Source organism: Rhodococcus sp. IEGM 1302, from assembly GCF_030056935.1.
In the GTDB taxonomy this organism is placed as follows: domain Bacteria; phylum Actinomycetota; class Actinomycetes; order Mycobacteriales; family Mycobacteriaceae; genus Rhodococcus_F; species Rhodococcus_F qingshengii.
Window position 1 is genome coordinate 423,384 of record NZ_JASHKY010000003.1, and the last position, 19,684, is coordinate 443,067.

General features: G+C 63.3%; 17 protein-coding genes. 11 read left to right on the plus strand and 6 right to left on the minus strand.

The genetic code is table 11. From position 1 onward, the window contains the following. Positions 1-43 precede the first annotated feature (43 nt). Entirely contained in the window at positions 44-811 is a 768-nt protein-coding gene (locus tag QM609_RS09095; protein WP_228232670.1) for a sensor domain-containing protein, read from the minus strand. Then, the gene (locus QM609_RS09100; protein ID WP_003941753.1) at positions 808-1,734 is read right to left on the minus strand and encodes a hypothetical protein; all 927 of its coding nucleotides are present in this window, start codon (positions 1,732-1,734) and stop codon (positions 808-810) included. Before QM609_RS09100 ends, QM609_RS09095 begins: the two co-directional genes overlap by 4 nt. Positions 1,735-1,802: 68 nt before the next feature. Between QM609_RS09100 and lspA the strand changes: the two genes are divergently transcribed. The 5 genes from lspA to dnaE all read left to right on the plus strand — a co-directional run bounded on the left by lspA (position 1,803) and on the right by dnaE (position 8,678). After that, positions 1,803-2,489: a signal peptidase II gene (gene lspA / locus QM609_RS09105; RefSeq protein WP_050655314.1), complete on the plus strand. Its 687-nt coding sequence runs from the start codon at positions 1,803-1,805 to the stop codon at positions 2,487-2,489. Then, complete coding sequence (locus QM609_RS09110; RefSeq protein ID WP_007733161.1) at positions 2,486-3,412, plus strand: RluA family pseudouridine synthase; 927 nt, start codon at positions 2,486-2,488, stop codon at positions 3,410-3,412. Before lspA ends, QM609_RS09110 begins: the two co-directional genes overlap by 4 nt. Next, a complete protein-coding gene (locus tag QM609_RS09115; protein ID WP_007733159.1) occupies positions 3,409-4,092 on the plus strand; it encodes a hypothetical protein in 684 nt (227 codons plus the stop codon). Before QM609_RS09110 ends, QM609_RS09115 begins: the two co-directional genes overlap by 4 nt. Then, entirely contained in the window at positions 4,089-5,042 is a 954-nt protein-coding gene (gene rarD, locus QM609_RS09120; protein WP_007733157.1) for an EamA family transporter RarD, read from the plus strand. The genes QM609_RS09115 and rarD overlap by 4 nt, the downstream gene beginning before the upstream one ends. 99 nt (positions 5,043-5,141) lie before the next feature. Beyond that, positions 5,142-8,678: a DNA polymerase III subunit alpha gene (gene dnaE / locus QM609_RS09125; protein WP_003941755.1), complete on the plus strand. Its 3,537-nt coding sequence runs from the start codon at positions 5,142-5,144 to the stop codon at positions 8,676-8,678. 92 nt (positions 8,679-8,770) lie between these two features. Here dnaE and QM609_RS09130 read toward each other — a convergent pair whose 3' ends face one another. Then, positions 8,771-9,004 carry a hypothetical protein gene (locus QM609_RS09130; protein ID WP_003941759.1) on the minus strand — a complete coding sequence of 78 codons (234 nt, stop codon included), beginning with the start codon at positions 9,002-9,004 and terminating at the stop codon, positions 8,771-8,773. 186 nt (positions 9,005-9,190) lie between these two features. On the opposite strand from QM609_RS09130, the gene QM609_RS09135 reads away from it, so the two are divergent. The 3 genes from QM609_RS09135 to ilvA all read left to right on the plus strand — a co-directional run bounded on the left by QM609_RS09135 (position 9,191) and on the right by ilvA (position 12,932). Then, positions 9,191-9,625, plus strand: coding sequence for a nitroreductase family deazaflavin-dependent oxidoreductase (locus QM609_RS09135; RefSeq protein WP_003941666.1), 435 nt, complete (start codon positions 9,191-9,193; stop codon positions 9,623-9,625). Between the two features lie 97 nt (positions 9,626-9,722). Then, on the plus strand, positions 9,723-11,498 hold the full coding sequence (locus QM609_RS09140; RefSeq protein WP_020969844.1) for a pyruvate dehydrogenase: 1,776 nt from the start codon (positions 9,723-9,725) through the stop codon (positions 11,496-11,498). A 78-nt stretch (positions 11,499-11,576) separates the two neighbouring features. After that, positions 11,577-12,932, plus strand: a complete 1,356-nt coding sequence (gene ilvA, locus QM609_RS09145) for a threonine ammonia-lyase IlvA (protein ID WP_007733150.1) — start codon at positions 11,577-11,579, stop codon at positions 12,930-12,932. Positions 12,933-12,948: 16 nt separating this feature from the next. Here the strand turns inward: ilvA and QM609_RS09150 are convergent, their stop codons facing one another. Continuing rightward, positions 12,949-13,470, minus strand: a complete 522-nt coding sequence (locus tag QM609_RS09150) for a TetR/AcrR family transcriptional regulator (protein ID WP_007733148.1) — start codon at positions 13,468-13,470, stop codon at positions 12,949-12,951. Positions 13,471-13,598: 128 nt separating this feature from the next. On the opposite strand from QM609_RS09150, the gene QM609_RS09155 reads away from it, so the two are divergent. Continuing rightward, positions 13,599-15,143 (plus strand): MFS transporter, encoded by a 1,545-nt coding sequence (locus QM609_RS09155; protein WP_007733146.1) that lies wholly within the window; start codon positions 13,599-13,601, stop codon positions 15,141-15,143. Between the two features lie 21 nt (positions 15,144-15,164). Here the strand turns inward: QM609_RS09155 and treZ are convergent, their stop codons facing one another. Together treZ and QM609_RS09165 are read right to left on the minus strand one after the other, a co-directional pair. After that, positions 15,165-16,886, minus strand: coding sequence for a malto-oligosyltrehalose trehalohydrolase (gene treZ / locus QM609_RS09160; RefSeq protein WP_050655315.1), 1,722 nt, complete (start codon positions 16,884-16,886; stop codon positions 15,165-15,167). A gap of 69 nt (positions 16,887-16,955) precedes the next feature. Next, positions 16,956-18,317: an NAD(P)-binding domain-containing protein gene (locus QM609_RS09165; protein ID WP_050655316.1), complete on the minus strand. Its 1,362-nt coding sequence runs from the start codon at positions 18,315-18,317 to the stop codon at positions 16,956-16,958. A 96-nt stretch (positions 18,318-18,413) separates the two neighbouring features. Here QM609_RS09165 and QM609_RS09170 point away from each other — a divergent pair, with 96 nt between their 5' ends. Next, a complete protein-coding gene (locus QM609_RS09170) occupies positions 18,414-19,298 on the plus strand; it encodes a helix-turn-helix domain-containing GNAT family N-acetyltransferase (protein WP_050655317.1) in 885 nt (294 codons plus the stop codon). Between the two features lie 64 nt (positions 19,299-19,362). After that, a partial coding sequence (locus QM609_RS09175) for an ArsR/SmtB family transcription factor (protein ID WP_283337270.1) occupies positions 19,363-19,684 on the plus strand: 322 nt, incomplete at its 3' end.

The window sequence follows — 19,684 nt, forward strand, 5'->3', positions numbered from 1 at the left end:
GAATCATTCGCGAAAGGCCGAGACAGGACGAATCCGCTCGTTGTCAGGGCGTTTGTGCGCGCAGGCGATCTGCGGCGGCCGATGCCATCGAGAGGAGAACATCGGGGGCGATCGGACTCGGCGCCGTCGCGGACAGCTGAGTCAACGTCGTCCCGACTGCGGCCACGATCGCGTCGGCAACCAAGGTGAAACCGCCACTCTCCGTGATGATTCGGAAAGCGAAAGACGCGTCGCCGATGTTCGGGTCCGACGCTCCGCCGACGCGATAGGTGATTGTCGTTCCGTCGGCATCGGTTCCCGAATACTCCGCACACCCAGCCAGCGTGGTCTGAAGTTTCTCGAAAGCTGCTGCTGCCGCGGTGCCGTCGGCGTACGAAGCAGAGTCCTGATCGATGCTCGTGAAATCGGGGCCGGTGAACATGTCGGAGAGGTCGGCGACCGATCCGGGAGCCTGGGTGGCTATCGGCGCCAGAACCTGGGCGCAGACGGCGGGGTCGGTGCTCGACTTGTCCGCCTCCGAATTTTCCGGCGCCGGTGCGAGGCCGAGGTCGTCGACCGGGTCGGGAACTACGTCGAAGTCGGCAGGTAGCTCGGACAGGGTGAGCGCGGCTCGTTGCAGGCCGTCACGGTCGAGAGGCGCCCCGCTCAGCGGTGCGGCCGGAGCAGCCGTGAACGGCGCCAAGCCGACCTGTGGGGCGGAAACCTGCGTAGTCGTGTCGGCACCAGGCGAGTCGTCCGAGCCGCAACCGGTCACGACGAACAGTGCCGCCGTTGCGGTCAGACCAAGTGCGAGAAGCGACCGGCGTGTCACGATTCCCACCGAATGCTGTTGGAGATGGTCTGCCGGATCACCGAGGAGCTGTCCGGGTCGCCGTATGCCTGGTCGCCGCCGACGGTCATCTGTCCGTCGATCGGCAAGGGGAGTGAGAGGTCGACGGTGAGGTTTCCGGAGCCGGCCATGACGTACTGATCGATGTTCAGCGTTCCGGCGTCACCGGCCAGGTTCCAGACCGGGCTCTGCGGGGTCTGCGATACGTCCACCGCGAGCGAAAGCCGATTGCCCTCGCGCGCGGTGAGCGTGACGGTGGTTGTCTGATCGAGCAGGATTTCGCTGCTGACTTGCTGCCGAACCACCCAACGTGCGCCGACACCGACCGGAGCGTCGGGGAGTGCGACGGTCCGGTAGACCGCTTGGCCCAGCGCTTGTTCGATTGCAGCGCGGGCAGCATTGGCCGAGTTGGCGGAGGGCTTCAACCGTAGGGCGGTGATGGCGCCCGAATCCGTGACCGACAATCCGGCTGCAGACCCGTCGGCCCCGCTCAGCGCAGCCTGCAGCGTTGCATCGGGCGAGGTCATCGACGACAGCGTGAGGTCAACGACTGCGGTGGGATCGTCAGCGGTCACGTTTGCCGAGAGCGGGATCGTGATCTCCGGCGAAGAGAAATCCTGCGCCGGTTGTTGATCGATCTGCTGACTCACGACGGCCTGGGTGACGAGCGTCGCCGTCTGCGTGGTGCCGACAGGCAAGTTCGTACGCAAAACCTCGCGCGGCTCGCTTCCCGCCTCGAGAACTTCGACCGTCGCGGCGGTCACCGGAACAGTCACCTCACTCGGCGAGGAGGTCGGGGTGTTCGGAGGTTGATCCGAGTCGCCGCAAGCGGTGAGAACGGTGGTGAGAGCGAGGGCAGCGAGGGCGAACGGAACGCGTCGGCCGGTCGTGGACAGCAGTGGCACGCGCTCCAGGCTAGCCGCAGTTGCAGAGTGCGTGACCCGGTGCGGTGAACATGAGGGATGATGGTTGCGTGAGTACAGACCACCCAGACCGAGATGTCAACGCGGAGGATCAGCCGATTACCGAAATCTCGAAGGCCGACGAGCCCGAAACCGTGAAACCGGAAGCCGTGAAATCGGAAGACGGTGACCTGGCGGTTGTGCCGGTCGAAAAGCCCCGCCGGCTGACCATGCTCATTGCCATCGCCGCTGTCATCCTGCTCTCGGACATTCTCACGAAGGTGTGGGCAGTCGCCGCGGTCAAACCGGGGCAGCCGATCGAAATCATCGGTGACGTGGTCACATTCACGATGGTGCGCAATCCGGGGGCAGCGTTCTCGATGGCGACGTCGATGACGTGGATCCTCACTCTCGTCGCAATCGGTGTGGTCATCGGTGTGATCAAGATCGGTCGCACGCTCCGATCACCGTGGTGGGCGCTCGGTCTCGGCCTCGTTCTCGGCGGCGCGCTGGGTAACCTCGTCGACCGATTCTTCCGCTCTCCCGGAATCATGCGCGGACATGTGGTGGATTTCGTCTCCGTCGGCTGGTGGCCGGTGTTCAACATCGCGGATTCCGCGATCGTCTGTGGCGCGATTCTGCTCGTCGTCCTGACACTGTTCGGCTTCGAACCCAACGGTGAACGCCTGCGTGATCACAAGGCGGACGACAAGAAGCTCACCGAATCGAAGGCTGCAGCCGAGGGAGAAACCAAGTGAGGGAATCCCGTTCGATGCCAGTGCCCGACGGTCTCGATGCCATGCGCGTCGATGCCGGCCTCGCGCGCCTTCTCGGACTCTCGCGCACCGTGGTCGCGACACTCGCGGAAGAAGGCTCGGTACTCGTCGACGGTGTGGCCGTCGGCAAGTCCGATCGTCTGACCGCAGGGTCGTGGCTCGAGGTAGTCCTGCCCGAACCGCCGCGGCCCCTGACCATCGAAGCGACACCGGTCGAGGGAATGGAGATCCTCTACGCCGACGACGACGTCGTGGCAGTCGACAAGCCCGTCGGAGTTGCCGCGCACGCCAGCGTCGGGTGGACGGGACCGACCGTCATCGGCGGACTTGCCGCGGCCGGTTTCCGCATCTCGACGTCCGGTGCCCACGAGCGTCAGGGCATCGTCCACCGCCTGGACGTCGGAACGTCGGGTGTCATGGTGGTTGCCACATCCGAGCGCGCGTACACGTTGCTCAAGCGCGCTTTCAAGCAGCGGACCATCGACAAGCGCTACCACGCTCTCGTGCAGGGACACCCCGACCCGAGCAGCGGAACGATCGACGCGCCCATCGGACGCCATCACGGGAACGACTGGCGATTCACGGTCACAGCCGACGGCAAGCCCAGCGTCACGCACTACGACACCATCGAGGCGTTCCAGGCAGCGAGTCTGCTGGACGTGCACCTCGAAACCGGTCGCACACACCAGATCCGTGTCCACTTTTCGGCGTTGCGCCATCCGTGCTGCGGCGACCTGACCTACGGCGCGGACCCTCGACTTGCCGAAAGGCTCGGCCTCGAGCGCCAGTGGCTGCACGCCGTGTCTCTTGGATTCGCACATCCGGCGGACGGTCGCTGGGTCGAGATCAAGAGCAAGTACCCGAAGGATCTCGAACACGCACTCGAAGTTCTCCGGTCCTCATGACACCGCGCGGGCTTACCCCCGCGCCGGCCGTCGTCGCGGTGGTGGTCGGTGTGGCGGCGGTGGTGGGCGTGGGGTTCGCGAATCCCGTGCCGACCCCGCCGATCCGGACGGACACCCTGGGTCCGGACAGTGGGGAAGCTGTCCCGGACTACCTCGACCGAGCGCGAGATTCCGTCGCGTCGGTCGATGGGCCGGTGTGGGCGTTGGTCTCGTTCACGAAGGCACTCACCGTCGACGAGGTCATCACGTCGACCAGCAGTGTTCAGGTGCCGGGCGCTGAGGTCTCGGGCGTTCGCGTGTCCAGGGTCATGTTCCGAGTTCCGATCGAGCGCGTCCAGACGCCGCTCATGTCGGTGCCCGTTCCCGACAACGACGAAGCAGTACGCAGATCGCCCGGTGTTGCAGCCACGCGACTGGTCTCGCTCGGCGGCGACACCGATCGTCAGCAACAGGTGGCGCTCGCGTCGGCGAAGCAATTGTCCGCCGGGTGCGCCTGCGCGGTGGGCGTGCTGGTGCGAGCTACTCCCGAAGGACTCGAAGCGATCGAACATGACTCGAACGTCCGTGCAGTGGAAGCGTTGCCGTCCGACGCCTCGCCGTGGTTGGCAGCCGTCCGTCCCTTGCTGCCGGAGTACGTGGACGTCGTTGCTCCCGGCCCCGACGATGGTCCGGTCCCGTGAACTCCGGTTCTGTGAACAAGGACGAACGCGCTGAGTCCCGTTCGTCCTCGGGGATCTTCTACGGTGTGGCGGCTTTCCTGTTGTGGGGAACGTTCCCGGCCTTCTTCGGATTACTCGACTTCGCCGATCCGGTCGAGATCCTGGCGCACCGGGTGGTGTGGACCCTTCTGTTGATGCTGATCGTGTTGGCCTTTGCCGGCCGCCTCGGATCGCTTCGCGGAATCAGCGCACGCACCTGGCTGCTGGTGACCGCGGCGTCAGCGGCGATCGCCGTGAACTGGGGGACGTACATCTATGCCGTGGTGTCAGGCCGCGTCGTGGAGGCGGCTCTCGGGTACTTCATCAACCCGCTGGTCACCGTTCTGCTCGGCGTCGTGATCTTCCGCGAACGATTGCGTCCCGCCCAGATCGCCGCGCTCGTTCTCGCTGCCACGGCAGTTGTGGTGATCACGGTCGACTTCGGGAAACCTCCGATCGTCGCTTTGCTGCTCGCCGGCTCGTTTGCCACCTATGGGTTGGTCAAGAAGGTGGTTCCGCTCGATCCTCGAACCAGTTTGACTGCCGAGGGAGTCGTTGCCGCACCGTTCGCGGTCGGCTACCTCGTGTTTCTCGGCCTGACCGGGGCCGGTGCATTCATCAGCAGCGGTACCGGGCACAGCCTGTTGCTGCTTGCCGCCGGCCCGGTCACCGCGCTGCCGCTGCTCCTGTTCGGCGTCGCCGCTCAGAGAGTTCCGTTGGCGACGATGGGCATGCTGCAGTACCTCACCCCGGCGCTCCAGATGGCGTGGGGTGTGGCCGTCATGCACGAGGACATGCCGGCCTCACGCTGGATCGGCTTCGTTCTGATCTGGGCTGCACTGGTGATCTTCACGACAGACACCTTCGTCGCCGGTCGACGTTCGCGGCGTTCGGTGAGGTCGAGCGCCGAACCCGAGGTTCCGGTCACGTGACCGGAGGCGGCGCACGGCGACTCCGCTACGTCGGTCGCCGGTCGTGTCGGCAGCGCGGCATACACTCGATCTCGCTCCCAGACCTTCAGAGAGGCGCACGTGGCTGACTCGTTCGTACATCTTCACAATCACACCGAGTACTCGATGCTCGACGGTGCGGCCAAGGTCGGCGCCATGTTCGAGGAGGCCGCTCGTCTCGAAATGACCGCAGTCGGCATGACCGACCACGGAAACATGTACGGCGCCAGCCAGTTCTACAACGAGGCAAAGAGCGCCGGCATCAAGCCGATCATCGGCATCGAGGCCTACATCGCACCCGAGTCTCGCTTCAACACCAAGCGAGTTCTGTGGGGAGATCGCAGCCAGAAGTCCGACGACGTCTCCGGTAGCGGTGCGTACACCCACATGACGATGGTGGCCGAGAACGCGACCGGACTCCGCAACCTCTTCAAGCTGTCGTCGCTCGCGTCCATCGAGGGCCAGCTCGGTAAATGGCCACGGATGGACGAGGAGCTCATCGCCGCGCACGCCGAGGGCATCATCGCCACCACGGGTTGCCCGTCCGGTGAGATCCAGACCCGCCTTCGTCTCGGTCACGATCGCGAGGCTCTCGAAGCTGCCGCGAAGTGGCAGGAGATCTGGGGCCCGGACAACTTCTTCCTCGAACTGATGGATCACGGTCTCTCGATCGAGCGCCGTGTGCGAGAGGGTCTGCTCGACATCGGCAAGCAACTCGGTATTCCGCCACTTGCCACCAACGACTGCCATTACGTCACCAAGGACGCCGCCGAGAATCACGAGGCGCTGCTCTGCATTCAGACCGGCAAGACGCTCTCCGACCCCACTCGCTTCAAGTTCGACGGCGACGGCTACTACCTCAAGTCCGCTGCCGAGATGCGCGCCATCTGGGACAACGAGGTACCGGGGGCATGCGACAACACCGTTGCAATCGGCGAGCGTGTGCAGTCGTACGAGGACGTGTGGGCGTTCCACGACCGCATGCCGATCTTCCCGGTCCCGGAGGGACACACGCAGCAGACCTTCCTGCGCGCCGAGGTGATGCGCGGACTCGATCGCCGATTCCCGAGCGGACCGCCGCAGGAGTACCTCGCCCGCGCCGACTACGAGATCGGCGTCATCAACGAAATGGGCTTCCCGGCCTACTTCCTCGTGGTCGGCGACCTGATCAACCACGCCAAGGACGTCGGGATCCGTGTCGGGCCCGGCCGTGGATCGGCTGCCGGTTCGTTGGTGGCCTACGCGATGGGTATCACCAACATCGACCCCATCCCGTACGGGTTGCTGTTCGAGCGATTCCTCAACCCCGAGCGTGTGTCCATGCCCGATATCGATATCGACTTCGATGATCGCCGTCGCGGCGAGATGGTTCGCTACGCGACGGACAAGTGGGGCAACGACAAGGTCGCCCAGGTCATCACCTTCGGCACCATCAAGACCAAGGCTGCCATCAAGGACTCGGCTCGCGTCCAGTTCGGCAAGCCGGGCTTCGCCATCGCCGATCAGATCACCAAGGCACTCCCGCCGCCCATCATGGCCAAGGACATCTCTGTCTCCGGTATCACCGATCCGAAGCACGAGCGGTACAAGGAGGCCGTCGAGGTTCGAGCACTCATCGACTCCAGCCCGGACGTCGCGAAGATCTACAAGACCGCGGTGGGTCTGGAAGGGCTGATCCGTAACGCCGGTGTGCACGCCTGCGCGGTCATCATGTCGTCCGAACCGCTCACCGACGCAATCCCGGTCTGGAAGCGCGCCCAGGACGGCGCAATCATCACCGGGTGGGACTACCCCTCGTGTGAAGCCATCGGCCTGCTCAAGATGGACTTCCTCGGTCTGCGAAACCTCACGGTCATCGGCGACACGCTCGAGAACATCAAAGCCAACCGCGGCATCGACCTCGACCTCGACACTTTGCCGATGGACGATGCGGCAACATACGAACTGCTCGCCCGCGGCGACACTCTCGGTGTGTTCCAGCTCGACGGCGGCGGTATGCGCGAGTTGCTGAAACTGATGCAGCCCACCGGATTCGGCGACATCGTCGCCGCCTTGGCGCTGTATCGACCGGGACCGATGGGTGTGGACGCCCACATCTCGTACGCCAAGCGCAAGAACGCCTTGGAAGACGTCAAGCCGATTCACCCCGAATTGGAGGAGCCGCTCGCGGAGATCCTCTCGGAGACCTACGGCCTGATCATCTACCAGGAGCAGATCATGCAACTGGCGCAGAAGGTGGCCGGGTACACTCTGGGTCAGGCCGACTTGCTGCGTCGCGCCATGGGTAAGAAGAAGCTGTCCGAGCTGGAAAAGGCCTACGCCGGCTTCCGGCAGGGCATGTTGGACAACAACTTCAGCGAAGCCGCCATCAAGGCGCTGTGGGACACGGTCCTTCCCTTCGCCGGCTACGCGTTCAACAAGTCGCACTCCGCCGGCTACGGACTCGTGTCGTACTGGACTGCGTACCTCAAGGCGAACTACCCGGCCGAGTACATGGCGGGTCTGCTGACCTCCGTCGGTGACGACAAGGACAAGTCCGCGATCTATCTCGCAGACTGCCGCAAGCTGGGCATCACCGTTCTCCCACCGGACGTCAACGAATCGCGAGTCGACTTCGCGACCGTCGGCGACGACATCCGTTTCGGTATGGGGTCGGTGCGTAACGTCGGCGCCAACGTCGTCGCCTCGATCATCAAGGCGCGCACCGAGAAGTCGAAGTTCACAGATTTCTCCGACTATCTCGGCAAGATCGACGCGATGGCTTGCAACAAGAAGGTCACCGAATCGCTCATCAAGGCCGGTGCTTTCGACTCGTTGGGTCATCCGCGCAAGGGCCTGATGTTGGTTCATGCCGACGCCATCGATTCCGTGATGAGCACCAAGAAGGCAGAGGCGATCGGACAGTTCGACCTCTTCGGCGGTGCCGAGGCGGACGAGTCGATCACCTCGGTGTTCGACGTCAAGATTCCTGACGAAGAGTGGGATTCCAAGCATCGCCTGGCGCTCGAACGAGAGATGCTGGGGCTGTACGTTTCCGGTCACCCGCTCAACGGCGTCGAGCACATTCTTCGCCAGCAGTCCGACACGTCCATCGCCGCGATTTTGGAAGGCGGCGTCCAGGACGGTGCCCAGGTAACTCTCGGCGGCATCATCGCCTCGGTGGACCGCCGGGTCAACAAGAACGGTCTGACCTGGTGCATCGTGCAGCTCGAAGATCTCGTGGGTGGAATCGAGGTGCTGTTCTTCCCGCAGGCGTACGCCGTGTACGGAATGGACATCGCCGAGGATGCCATCGTGTTGGTCAAGGCTCGCGTTTCGATCCGAGACGATCGGATGTCACTGATCGGCAACGACCTTGCGGTACCTGATATTTCGGCGATCGGGGTTGCGCGTCCGCTGTCGGTCTCGCTGCCGCTTCGGCAATGCACCAAGGACAAGCTCAGTGCTCTCAAGCAGGTGTTGACCAGGCATCCGGGGACGTCCGATGTCCATGTCCGACTGATCGGCGGAACCGAAATCAGCTTGTGGAAGGTCGACGACGTCCTTCGGGTCGAACCGTCCTCGGCACTGATGGGCGACCTGAAGGCATTGCTCGGACCGAGTTGCCTGACGGTCTGACCGCCGAGCGGACCTGAACCGAACGAAGGGACCTTGCTGCTGATGCAGCAAGGTCCCTTCGTGGTTCGCGGGAGTTCGGGGGAGTGCGGTGATCAGGTGGTGCGTGAGTAGTGCACGCGCCGTACCCACCACGTGACTACAGCGGCCGTTGCGGCAGTCAGTACGGCCACCTGCATCGACTGCGTGACGGCACCGGCGACGACGAACAGCACGAACCCGACCACGAGAGCTTCGATCTTGTACAGCGGCCACCGAGTTCCGGCCAGATCGACGCAATAGTCGGGGGAGGGGCGTGATTCGCGAGTGGAGATATCTGCGGTGGTCATCTCGTCCCTTTCCGATACGGCTGTTCGAAGCTGTGGTTTCAGAGTAGCCAGAGATGAGAGTTCGGGCAAGCGAACTTTATTGATCGGCAGCTCACTTAATCGATCAACCAGGGGAGTGCGCGGGCGACAGGCCTGGTCGGCGTGGTTCGGTGGCCAAGGTGCTCGAGTGGGTGTTCACTGGTATACATGCCAATCACAGGTGAGTACGAACCCAGTCCAGCGTCGTGGGCCGCCGATCAGGTCGCACGCATCGAGAACTCCGGTGGCACCGAGGGAAACGACATGAACGGCATGCCCGTCGTCGTTCTCACGACCATCGGGGCAAAGTCCGGTAAGGTCAGGAAGACGCCGCTGATGCGGGTCGAGCACGACGGTTCGTATGCCGTTGTGGCTTCGCTCGGTGGCGCCCCGAAGAATCCGGTCTGGTACTACAACGTCAAAGCCGACCCGCACGTCACGCTGCGTGACGCGACGCAGGTCTTCGACCTGGTTGCTCGGGAAGTCACCGGCGACGAGAAGGCGGTCTGGTGGGAGCGCGCTGTCGCTGCGTACCCCGACTACGCCGATTATCAGACGAAGACCGATCGTGAGATTCCGGTGTTCGTGCTCGAACCCAAGTAACCCCGCATTCCACAAGAAGCGCTGCATCAATCACAAGTAAATCGTCACTCCCGGGGGTCGGCGATCCCGACTCCCGGGAGTGTGTCATGGAGGTCTGATGAGTCCGAAAACCGTTGCAGATCAATTGGTTCAGCAGCTCGTTGACGCGGGTGTCAGTCGGATCTACGGCATTGTCGGTGACAGTCTCAATCCCATCGTCGATGCGGTTCGTCGCACCGGTGGTTCCGAGAAGGGCGGAATCGATTGGATACACGTCCGGCATGAGGAAGCAGCTGCGTTTGCGGCCGCAGCGGATGCCCAGATCACCGGAAAACTCGCAGTGTGTGCCGGATCCTGCGGCCCCGGAAACCTTCACCTGATCAACGGCCTGTACGACGCTCATCGTTCGGGCGCGCCGGTCCTCGCGATCGCCTCACACATCCCCAGCGCCCAGATCGGAATGGGCTACTTTCAGGAAACGCATCCCGAGCGGATCTTCATCGAATGTTCGAGTTACACCGAACTCGTCAGCACGGCAGTCCAATCACCTCGCGTGGTGCAGTCGGCGATTCAGCATTCGGTGGCTCGAAACGGCGTCTCGGTGATCGTGCTTCCCGGGGACATCGCCGATTGTCCGGCAGAAGGCACCCCGCCGACGCTCGTCGAAACCCGAAGGCCGACAGTCGTTCCGGATGCCGGTGACGTCAAGGCGTTGGCAGATGTGATCAACGGCTCGCGTAAGGTTGCGATCTTCGCCGGCGCGGGCGTGCGAGATGCGCGCGCGGAGGTTCTGGCGTTGGCCGAAACCGTCGGCGCTCCCATCGGGCATTCACTGCGTGGCAAGGAATGGATCCAGTACGACAATCCATACGACGTCGGGATGACCGGATTGCTCGGTTACGGTGCGGCGCACGACGGTATCCACGGCGCCGATCTCCTGCTCCTGATCGGTACGGACTTTCCCTACGATCAGTTCTTGCCCGACGACGTTCGCACTGCTCAGATCGACATCGCGGCCGAGCGGTTGGGGCGTCGAACCAGCCTGGACCTGGCTGTGCACGGCGACGTCGCGAGCACCTTGAGCGCACTGATTCCGCAGCTTGATCGAAAGACCGACCGCGGGTTCCTGGAGGACACGCTCGCCAAGCACAACACTCTGATGACCAAAGTGGTTGGTGCATACACGGATCCGGTCAAGCAGCGCACGCCGATTCACCCCGAGTATGCGGCATCGATCTTGGACGATCTGGCAGCCGACGACGCAATCTTCACCGCCGACACCGGGATGTGCAACGTGTGGACGGCGCGCTATCTCAATCCGAACGGATCGAGACGCTTCATCTCCTCGGCGCTGCACGGATCGATGTCCAATGCGCTCCCACACGCGATGGGTGCTGCATGGTCGAGTCCGGGGCGTCAGGTCATCTCGGTGTCGGGCGACGGTGGATTGTCGATGCTGCTCGGTGAGTTGGTCACCGTCGCGATGTACAAGTTGCCGGTCAAGATCGTGGTGTTCAACAACTCGACGCTCGGAATGGTCAAGCTCGAGATGCTGGTCGACGGCCTTCCGGATTTCGGGGTCGACGTGCCCGCGGTCGACTACGCGGCGGTTGCTGCTGCGCTCGGTATCTTTTCGCGCCGAATCGAGAATCCCGCGGATATCGAAGCGGGCCTACGCGCCGCGCTCGATCACGACGGTCCGGCCTTGGTGGATCTGGTGACCGATCCGTTGGCATTGTCGTTGCCGCCCACCATCACCGGTGGTCAGATGAAGGGCTTCGCTTTGGCGATGTCGAAGATGGTGATGAACGGCGGCGTCGGCGAGGCAGTACAGATGGCCAAGTCGAATCTGCGGAACGTGCCACGTCCCTCACAGTTGGATCCGCGCGGCTGACCTACCGCCACCCTGCCTCGCAGACCATGCGGGGCGGGGTGGTGGGAAGGTTGATCTCCGACGTGCGAAAATGGCGGGGTGTCTAACTCGCCCGATGTCGTAGTAACGAAGTCCACCGTCCCCGCGCTCGACGCGCAGGAGATCGACGCGGCCATCGAGCGAATTCAGCACGTCATTGCGGCGACGCCCCTGCAGTACAGCGATCGTCTTTCGGCGTTGACCGGGGCACACGTGTATCTCAAGCGTGAGGACCTCCAGGGCGTTCGTTCGTACAAGATTCGTGGAGCGTACAACCTGATCGCTCAGCTCAACGAGGCCGAACGCGGTGCCGGCGTAGTGACTGCCAGTGCCGGTAACCATGCGCAGGGTGTTGCTTTCGCGTGCCGAACGATGCAGATCAAGGGTCGGATCTACGTTCCGGCCAATACCCCCAAGCAGAAGCGTGATCGCATCCGCGCGCACGGTGGAGCGTTTGTCGAACTGTTCATGATCGGTGAGACCTATGACGCCGCCGCTGCTGCGGCCGCCGAGGACGTAGCCGAAACCGGCGCAACCATGGTTCCGCCGTTCGACGACGTGCGCACCGCTGCGGGGCAAGGAACCATCGCAGCGGAGATTCTCACGCAATTGGACGCCCCTCTCGACACGATCGTCGTGCCGGTCGGAGGCGGCGGTTGCATTGCGGGCATCGCCACCTACCTGCACGAACGGTCGCCGAAGACGTCGATCGTCGGGATCGAGCCGTCCGGTGCGGCGTCAATGACGGCCGCTCTTGTTGCCGGGGGCCCGGTGACTCTTCCCGACGTCGATCCATTTGTCGACGGAGCAGCGGTCAAGAGGATCGGCGATGTTCCCTACGAGGTCGTCTCACGTCTGGGTGCCGCCGTGGTGTCGCACGCGTCGTTGCCGCTCGTGGCTCGTCAACTTCAGACACGGTCCGGTTCGGGATCGTTTGTCGTCAATCAGATCGACGAGGGCGCTATCTGCACGGCGATGCTCGAGCTGTATCAGAGCGAGGGCATCATCGCCGAACCCGCGGGAGCGCTTTCCGTTGCGGCACTTCAGAATTTGACGTTCGAGCCGGGTTCGACCGTCGTGTGCCTGATCTCCGGTGGCAACAACGACGTCTCTCGTTACGGCGAAATCCTCGAGCGTTCGCTCGTTCACCTCGGGCTCAAGCACTACTTCCTGGTCGACTTTCCGCAGGAACCGGGAGCGCTCCGTCGCTTCCTCTCGGACGTGCTCGGGCCGGACGACGACATCGCGCTGTTCGAGTACGTCAAGCGAAACAATCGCGAGACGGGTGCCGCGTTGGTGGGTATCGAACTCGGTTCCGCCGACGGGTTGGCGGCGTTACTCGAGCGGATGGAGCGCGCGCCGATGCAGTCCGAGAGGCTCGAGCCGGGAAGCCCGGCGTACCGCTATCTGACGTAAGGGACGCCCCCCCCGGTCAGGGCCGCAGTCGCTCGACTACCTGTCGATGCAGTTCGGGATCCGGCTGGGGGAGTCCGAGCATGGCCGCCAGATACAGGCCGTCGCCGACGAGTCGGATGATCTCGGCCTGCACAGGGTCGGCGATCTCGGTCTGAAGGCCCTTGTCCCAGCTCCGCATCACATGTGTGACGGCCTTCTGGATTTCGTCGTGTTGTCCGTCGACTGTTCTCAGTGCCGCGATGATCGACCGGAAGAGTGAGAGTTCTTCGCTTTCGTTCGCATCGGGGATCTGCAGATAGAACTCGGTGACCGTCGTACCGCCGGCTACGGCGTCTTCGAGTTGCTGATCCGAGCGTTCTCCGAGTCTGCGGACCATCGCCGCGAGCAGTGCTTCCTTGCTGGGGAAGTGATAGAGAAGTCCGCCCTTGGAAACCCCGGCTTCGGCGGCAACGCCTTCGAGCGTGACTTGGGCGACGCCGCTGACCAGCAGCAGCTTCTCCAGTGCGTCGAGAATTCGATCGCGAGTGTCGGCAGCCATGTGATGTGACCCTACCCGGAAATAACTTTACCGCTCGGACGGTTCACTGTTACCGTAGACCTACTGTACCGGCTGGACGGTGCAGTGAAGTCTTTTCGAAAGAACTCAGAGAAAGTCGCAGGGGAGCAATGTCAGTGTCGGCAGATCACACGTCTGCAATCAATCCCGACGAGGTTCGGGCGACAAAGCGTGACTGGGCGGGCTTGATAGTCCTTGCCTTTGCTGTGTTGCTCATCGCAGTCGACGGCACGGTGCTCGATCTTGCGCTTCCGTTCATCAGCGCCGACCTCGAGCCGAGCAGCACGCAGTTGCTGTGGATCATCGACGTCTATTCGTTCGTGCTCGCCGGTCTGCTCATCACCATGGGTACGCTCGGCGACCGGATCGGTAGGCGAAAACTGCTCCTGATCGGCGCAGTCGGCTTCGGTCTCGCCTCGATCATCGCCGCTCTCGCTGTCAGTCCCGAGATGCTCATTGCCGCCCGCGTGCTGCAGGGTATTTCCGGTGCAACGCTGATGCCGGCCACCCTCGGTCTGATCCGCACGATCTTCGTCAACCCGCGTCAGCGCACCGAGGCGATCGGTGTCTGGGGCGCGATGGCCGGTGGCGGTACCGCGGCCGGCCCGTTGGTCGGTGGTTGGTTGCTCGAGCACTTCTGGTGGGGTTCGGTCTTCTTGATCAACATTCCGGTCATGATCGCGCTGGTTGTACTCGGCCCGATCCTGATCCCGGAGTCGAAGGACCCCAATCCGGGTCGATTCGACCTCATCAGCGCTGGTCTGTCGATGGCGACCATGTTGCCGCTGGTGTACGCGGTCAAGGAATCCGTGGTGCACGGCGTCAGCATCACGTTGCTGGTGATCGGCCTCGTTGGTCTCGCGGCGGGTTACGTGTTCGTGCGTCGTCAGCGGATGCTGAAGGATCCGATGTTGGATCTGAAGCTGTTTGCCAACGCGTCGTTCTCCACCGCCGTCATCACCAACCTGCTCTCGATCTTCGCGCTGGCAGGTGTCCTGTTCTTCGGCTCGCAGTACCTGCAGTTGGTGCTGGGTAACTCGGCGCTCGACGCCGGCCTGCTGATGCTCCCGGGTATGTTGCTCAGCGCATTCACCGCGGTTGCGGCGGCCTGGTTGATTCGCCGGTGGTCGGTGTCTCACGTGCTCAGCGCGGGCCTCGCGGTTGCCGGTATCGGTGCTGCGATGCTGCTCGCGCTCGGCGTCGACAGCGGCCCGTTGATGTTCGTGATCGGCTTCGGTCTGGCCGGTGCTGGTGTCGGTGTCGCGTTGACGTTGACATCGGATCTCGTGGTCAGCTCGGTGGAACCCGAACGCGCCGGCGCTGCGTCCGCTGTGTCGGAGACCGCGTACGAACTCGGCATCGCGCTCGGCGTGGCGATCCTGGGCAGCGTGGTGATGGCGATCTTCCGCAAGGGAATCGACACCTCGATGCTCGAAGCAGATCAGGCGCACGCTGCACAGGGCACGCTCGGCGGTGCCCTGCAGGAAGCAACGTACCTACCTGGTGAACTCGGTTCGGTGCTTGCCGATTCCGCGAAGTCGGCGTTTGTCGACGGTATGCACGTTGCTGCCGGTGCAACAGCTTTGGTTCTGTTCGTCAGTGCCGCATTGGTGTTGCGGATGCTGCGGAGTACACCAGAGAACGCGAAGCGTTAATACCGGAATCTCGAGAGTTAGTCAGCTTTCGAGTACGACGAACGAGTGCCCCGGCACCACTGTTGCGGACGCGGTCTCGTCCTGTGTCGGCGGATCCCACCAGAGGATGGGGGTTCCGCCGACCGGAACCGAGGCCGCGTCCGTTCCCAGATTGCACACGATCTGTAATGCGCCGCGGCGCAAGGTGATCCACTGGTCGTCCTCGTCGTAGTCGACGTGCAGGTTCCCCAGCCAAGGGTCGGTGATCTCGATTCGCTTCCTGCGCAGGGCAAGTAGATCGCGATAGCAGGCCAGGACGCGAGCGCGTGTCTCGTCGTCTCGCTCGTCCCAGTCCAGTTTCGATCGCAGAAATGTCTGTGGGTCTTGCGGATCCGGAATGTCGTCACTGTTCCAGCCGTGCGCCGCGAACTCCGCTTTGCGGCCTTTGGCAGTGGCCTCGCCGAGTTCCGGTTCCGGATGCGAGGTGAAGAACTGGAACGGAGTGGTCGCTCCCCATTCCTCGCCCATGAACAGCATCGGTGTGTACGGCGATAGCAGGACCAGCGCCGCCTTGATCGCCAATTGTCCTGGCGTCAGATAGGCGCTCGGGCGGTCCCCGATCGCGCGGTTGCCGATCTGATCGTGGGTGCACGTGTATGCGAGCAGGGCGCTGGCGGGCTGATGCGTGATGTCGATCGGCCGGCCGTGAACCCGTCCACGGAACGAGGAATACGTTCCGGCGTGGAAGAAACCGCGCCGCAATGTATTTGCAAGGGATTCCAAGGATCCGAAGTCGGCGTAATAACCCTGGCGTTCGCCGGACACGGCCGTGTGAATCGTGTGGTGGATGTCGTCGTCCCACTGCGCGTCCAAGCCGAACCCGCCGGCCGCTCGTGGTGTGATCAGAGTGGCGTCGTTGAGATCACTTTCGGCAATCAACGTGAGCGGTCGGCCCAGATGGGCCGACAGTGTTTCCGTTCGGACGGCGAGTTCCTCGAGGATGTGCGTTGCGGTGTGATCGACCAACGCGTGGACGGCGTCGAGGCGTAGACCGTCGATGTGGAAATCGCGCATCCATCGCAGGGCATTGCCGATGATGTACTCGCGAACCTCGCCCGACTGCGGACCGCCGATGTTGATCGTTCGGCCCCAGGTGTTCGCTCCATCGGCAATGTAGGGGCCGAACTTTTCGAGGTAGTTGCCCGACGGGCCCAGGTGGTTGTAGACCACGTCAAGGATCACGCCGAGTCCGCGTTCGTGGGCCGCATTCACCAAGCGTTGCAATCCGTCCGGGCCACCGTAGATCTCGTGGACCGTGTACCAGAGCACACCGTCGTAGCCCCAGTTGTGAGTTCCGTTGAAGCCGTTGACCGGCATGATTTCCACGAAGCCGACGCCGAGGTCTACCAGGTGATCGAGACGTTCGATCGCGGCGTCGAATGTTCCTTCGGGGGTGAACGTTCCGATGTGCAGTTCGTAGACCGATGATCCTGGGAGTTGTCGTCCGGTCCACTGAGAGTCGGTCCAGGACGCCTCGTCGAGTTGGTGCAGTTGGGAGCGGAGATGCACGCCTTCGGGCTGGCGTGGTGAACGCGGATCCGGGAGTGTTTCACCGTCGACGACAAAGCCGTAGCGAGCGCGGTTGTCGCAGTCGACCTCGGCGCGCCACCACCCGTCGTCGGTCCGGTCCATCTCGTGCGTGATGCCGTCGACTTCGACCCGGACCGATTCCGGTGTGGGCGCCCAGACCTCGAATGTATGCACACGATCAGCATGCCTTGTTCGGCCGGATGTGGCAGCCCGGCGGGCTGGTTCCGTCGTCAAGGACTGTTTCTATCCGCAGGTGTTGCCGGACGGTGCAGACAGCGTGATCAGTTTCGGAGCGGGGGCGCTGCAGCATCCGCCCTCGGCTTTCCCTGTGTCGGTTTCTGCTGTGTCAGGTTCGTCGAAAATGCCTGCGCCGCCGCAGACTCCGGTCTCCGGAAGGACCAACTCGACGCGGGCCGCTGCTTCGTGATCGCCGGCGAGCTCGGCTGCGATGCTGCGAACCTGCTCGTAGCCGGTCATCGCCAGGAAGGTGGGTGCTCGGCCGTAGCTTTTCATTCCAGCCAAGTACACCCCCGGCTCCGGATGGCGAAGCTCCTTCGCGCCATGCGGGTAAACGGTGCCGCACGAGTGGACGTTCGGGTCGATCAGCGGAGCAAGCTCGACCGGTGCTTGTAAGACCGGGTCGAGGCCGAGTCGAATTTCCGAGAGCCAGGACAGATCGGGGCGGAAGCCGGTCAGCGTTATGACGTTGTCCACGTTCTCGATGCGATCACCCGCATCGGAGGCGAGTATGAGTTGTCCCGAAGGGGTAGTTGTCACCTCTGCGGTGCGGAAGCCGGTGACGACTCTCAACAGGCCATCCTCGACGGCCTTCTTTGCACGCAAGCCCAGGGCGCCGCGCGCGGGCAGTTCGTCAGCGTCGCCGCCTCCGAATGCAGAGCCGATGTTTCCTCGGCGGACCGCCCAGGTGATGCGGGTGCTCGGAGCCTGCTCCGCCAACCCTGACAGCGCAACGATCGCCGTCAGCGCGGAGTGGCCACTACCTGCGATGACGGTGTGCGTTCCGGCGAACTGTGCCCGCACTGCCGGATCGTCGAGATCAGGAACCCGGTACCGGATCGCAGTACCCACAGCGCCTTCGCCGAGTGCAGGAAGACCTTCACCACCGAGCGGGTTGGGGGTGCCCCAGGTGCCGGACGCATCCACAACGGCCTGGGCGAACATCCGATCCTCGGTTCCGTCCCGGCGCCGCAGGTGAATCGAGAGGGGTTCGCTGTCGCGTCCGGCGTCGACGACCAGGTCACGTCCGCGTCGAGCTACGCCGATCACCTCGGTGTCGAACTGGACCAGGTCGGCGAGGGCCGAGGCGAGTGGTTCGAGGTAGAGCTCGCGCCATTGCCGGCCGGTCGGATAGGTCTGCCCGTCGGGTGAGCTCCATCCATTCTGGTCGAGGAGTCGCCGCGCGGCGGGGGAGACGAGTTCGGACCACCGGGAGAACAGTCGAACGTGATTCCACTCGGAGATCGCAGCACCGGCTGTGGTTCCGCGCTCGAATACAAGGGGTGTGAGTCCGCGCTCGCGCAGTTCTGCTGCGGCTGCTAGGCCGATCGGGCCGGCCCCGATCACGACAACGGGTAGGGGGTTCATTTTCGTGCCTTTCATCGACGATTATCGATCTACGGGGAACAGTATCGACGATCATCAATGTAGGCAACCATCGACAGCTGTCGATATAGTGGAGAGATGACTTCGCTGCAGACTCCGACGGTGCGAGTCGGAGATTCGGACTCGGATCAGATCCGTTCTTCCGTCCTCGCGCAGGGCGATGCCGATACCTACGCGCAGTGGTTCGCCTGCCTTGCCGAGCCGATGCGCGTCCGATTGCTTCACCGGGTAGCGAGCGCGGTCGGTGGTATTACCGTCGGAGCGCTCGCCGAGGCGTTGGGGATCGGGCAACCGACGGTGTCGCACCACCTGCGCAAGCTTGCCGATGTGGGTTTTGTGACCATGCGTAAGGAAGGGACGAGCACGGTCGTCGCGATGAGTCCGACGTGTTGCGTTGCCTTGCCGCAGGCGGCGGATGTGGTGATGGGAGTCCTTGCTCCGCGTCCGTGCTGCCCGAGTGATCTGCCCGACGATGTCTCTGTCCGGGCCATGATCGACGACGACTGGGATGCGGTTCGCCGTATTTACGGCGAGGGTATCGACACCCGAAATGCCACCTTTGCCGCTGAGGTCCCCTCGCGTGAGCATCTCCACGAACGGTGGCTGCCGCAGCATCGATGGGTGGCGACTGTCGGGGGTGTTGTTGTCGGATGGGCTGCGTTGAGTCCGGTTTCCGAGCGTGACTGCTACCGCGGGGTTGCCGAGAACTCCGTGTACGTTGCGGACGGCATGCGTGGTCGTGGCGTCGGAAAGGCGTTGTTGCGCAAGCAAGTCATGGCCGCCGACGCCGACGGACTCTGGACTCTGCAGACGTCGATGTTCCCGGAGAACCGTGCCTCCATCTCGCTCCATCATTCGGCCGGGTTTCGAACGGTCGGCCTTCGCGAGAAGATCGCCGAACTCGACGGCGTGTGGCGCGACACTGTTCTGCTCGAGCGTCGAACGGCGATCGCCGAGGGATGAGTCCGGGATCCGGCTGACCGGATGCCCGATTGCGCGTTGATTCGATATCTGCCAATATCGAAGAATGTCGAATCAAGAGCTGCCGGACTCCGAGGCTTGCTGCACCCCGCTCGTTCGTGAACCGTTGACCGAGGATTGGGCCGGCGACTTGTCTCGGATGTTCAAGGCCCTCGGCGATCCGGTTCGTCTCCGCTTGCTCAGCTTGGTGGCAAGTCACGAGGGTGGTGAAGCCTGCGTCTGCGACATCTCCGACTCGTTCGACTTGTCTCAGCCGACTATCTCGCATCACCTGAAGGTGTTGCGCCAGGCCGGGCTGCTCGATTGTGAACGACGCGGGACCTGGGTGTACTACTGGGTTATTCCGGCTGCGCTGCAACAGCTTTCCG

Excerpts from the sequence above, each read along its gene's own strand:
- QM609_RS09115 (WP_007733159.1), top strand. The coding sequence starts at position 3,409 with ATGACACCGCGCGGGCTTACCCCCGCGCCGGCCGTCGTCGCGGTGGTG.
- QM609_RS09130 (WP_003941759.1), bottom strand. The coding sequence starts at position 9,004 with ATGACCACCGCAGATATCTCCACTCGCGAATCACGCCCCTCCCCCGAC.
- QM609_RS09135 (WP_003941666.1), top strand. The coding sequence starts at position 9,191 with ATGCCAATCACAGGTGAGTACGAACCCAGTCCAGCGTCGTGGGCCGCC.
- QM609_RS09140 (WP_020969844.1), top strand. The coding sequence starts at position 9,723 with ATGAGTCCGAAAACCGTTGCAGATCAATTGGTTCAGCAGCTCGTTGAC.
- QM609_RS09150 (WP_007733148.1), bottom strand. The coding sequence starts at position 13,470 with ATGGCTGCCGACACTCGCGATCGAATTCTCGACGCACTGGAGAAGCTG.
- QM609_RS09155 (WP_007733146.1), top strand. The coding sequence starts at position 13,599 with ATGTCAGTGTCGGCAGATCACACGTCTGCAATCAATCCCGACGAGGTT.
- QM609_RS09165 (WP_050655316.1), bottom strand. The coding sequence starts at position 18,317 with ATGAACCCCCTACCCGTTGTCGTGATCGGGGCCGGCCCGATCGGCCTA.
- QM609_RS09170 (WP_050655317.1), top strand. The coding sequence starts at position 18,414 with ATGACTTCGCTGCAGACTCCGACGGTGCGAGTCGGAGATTCGGACTCG.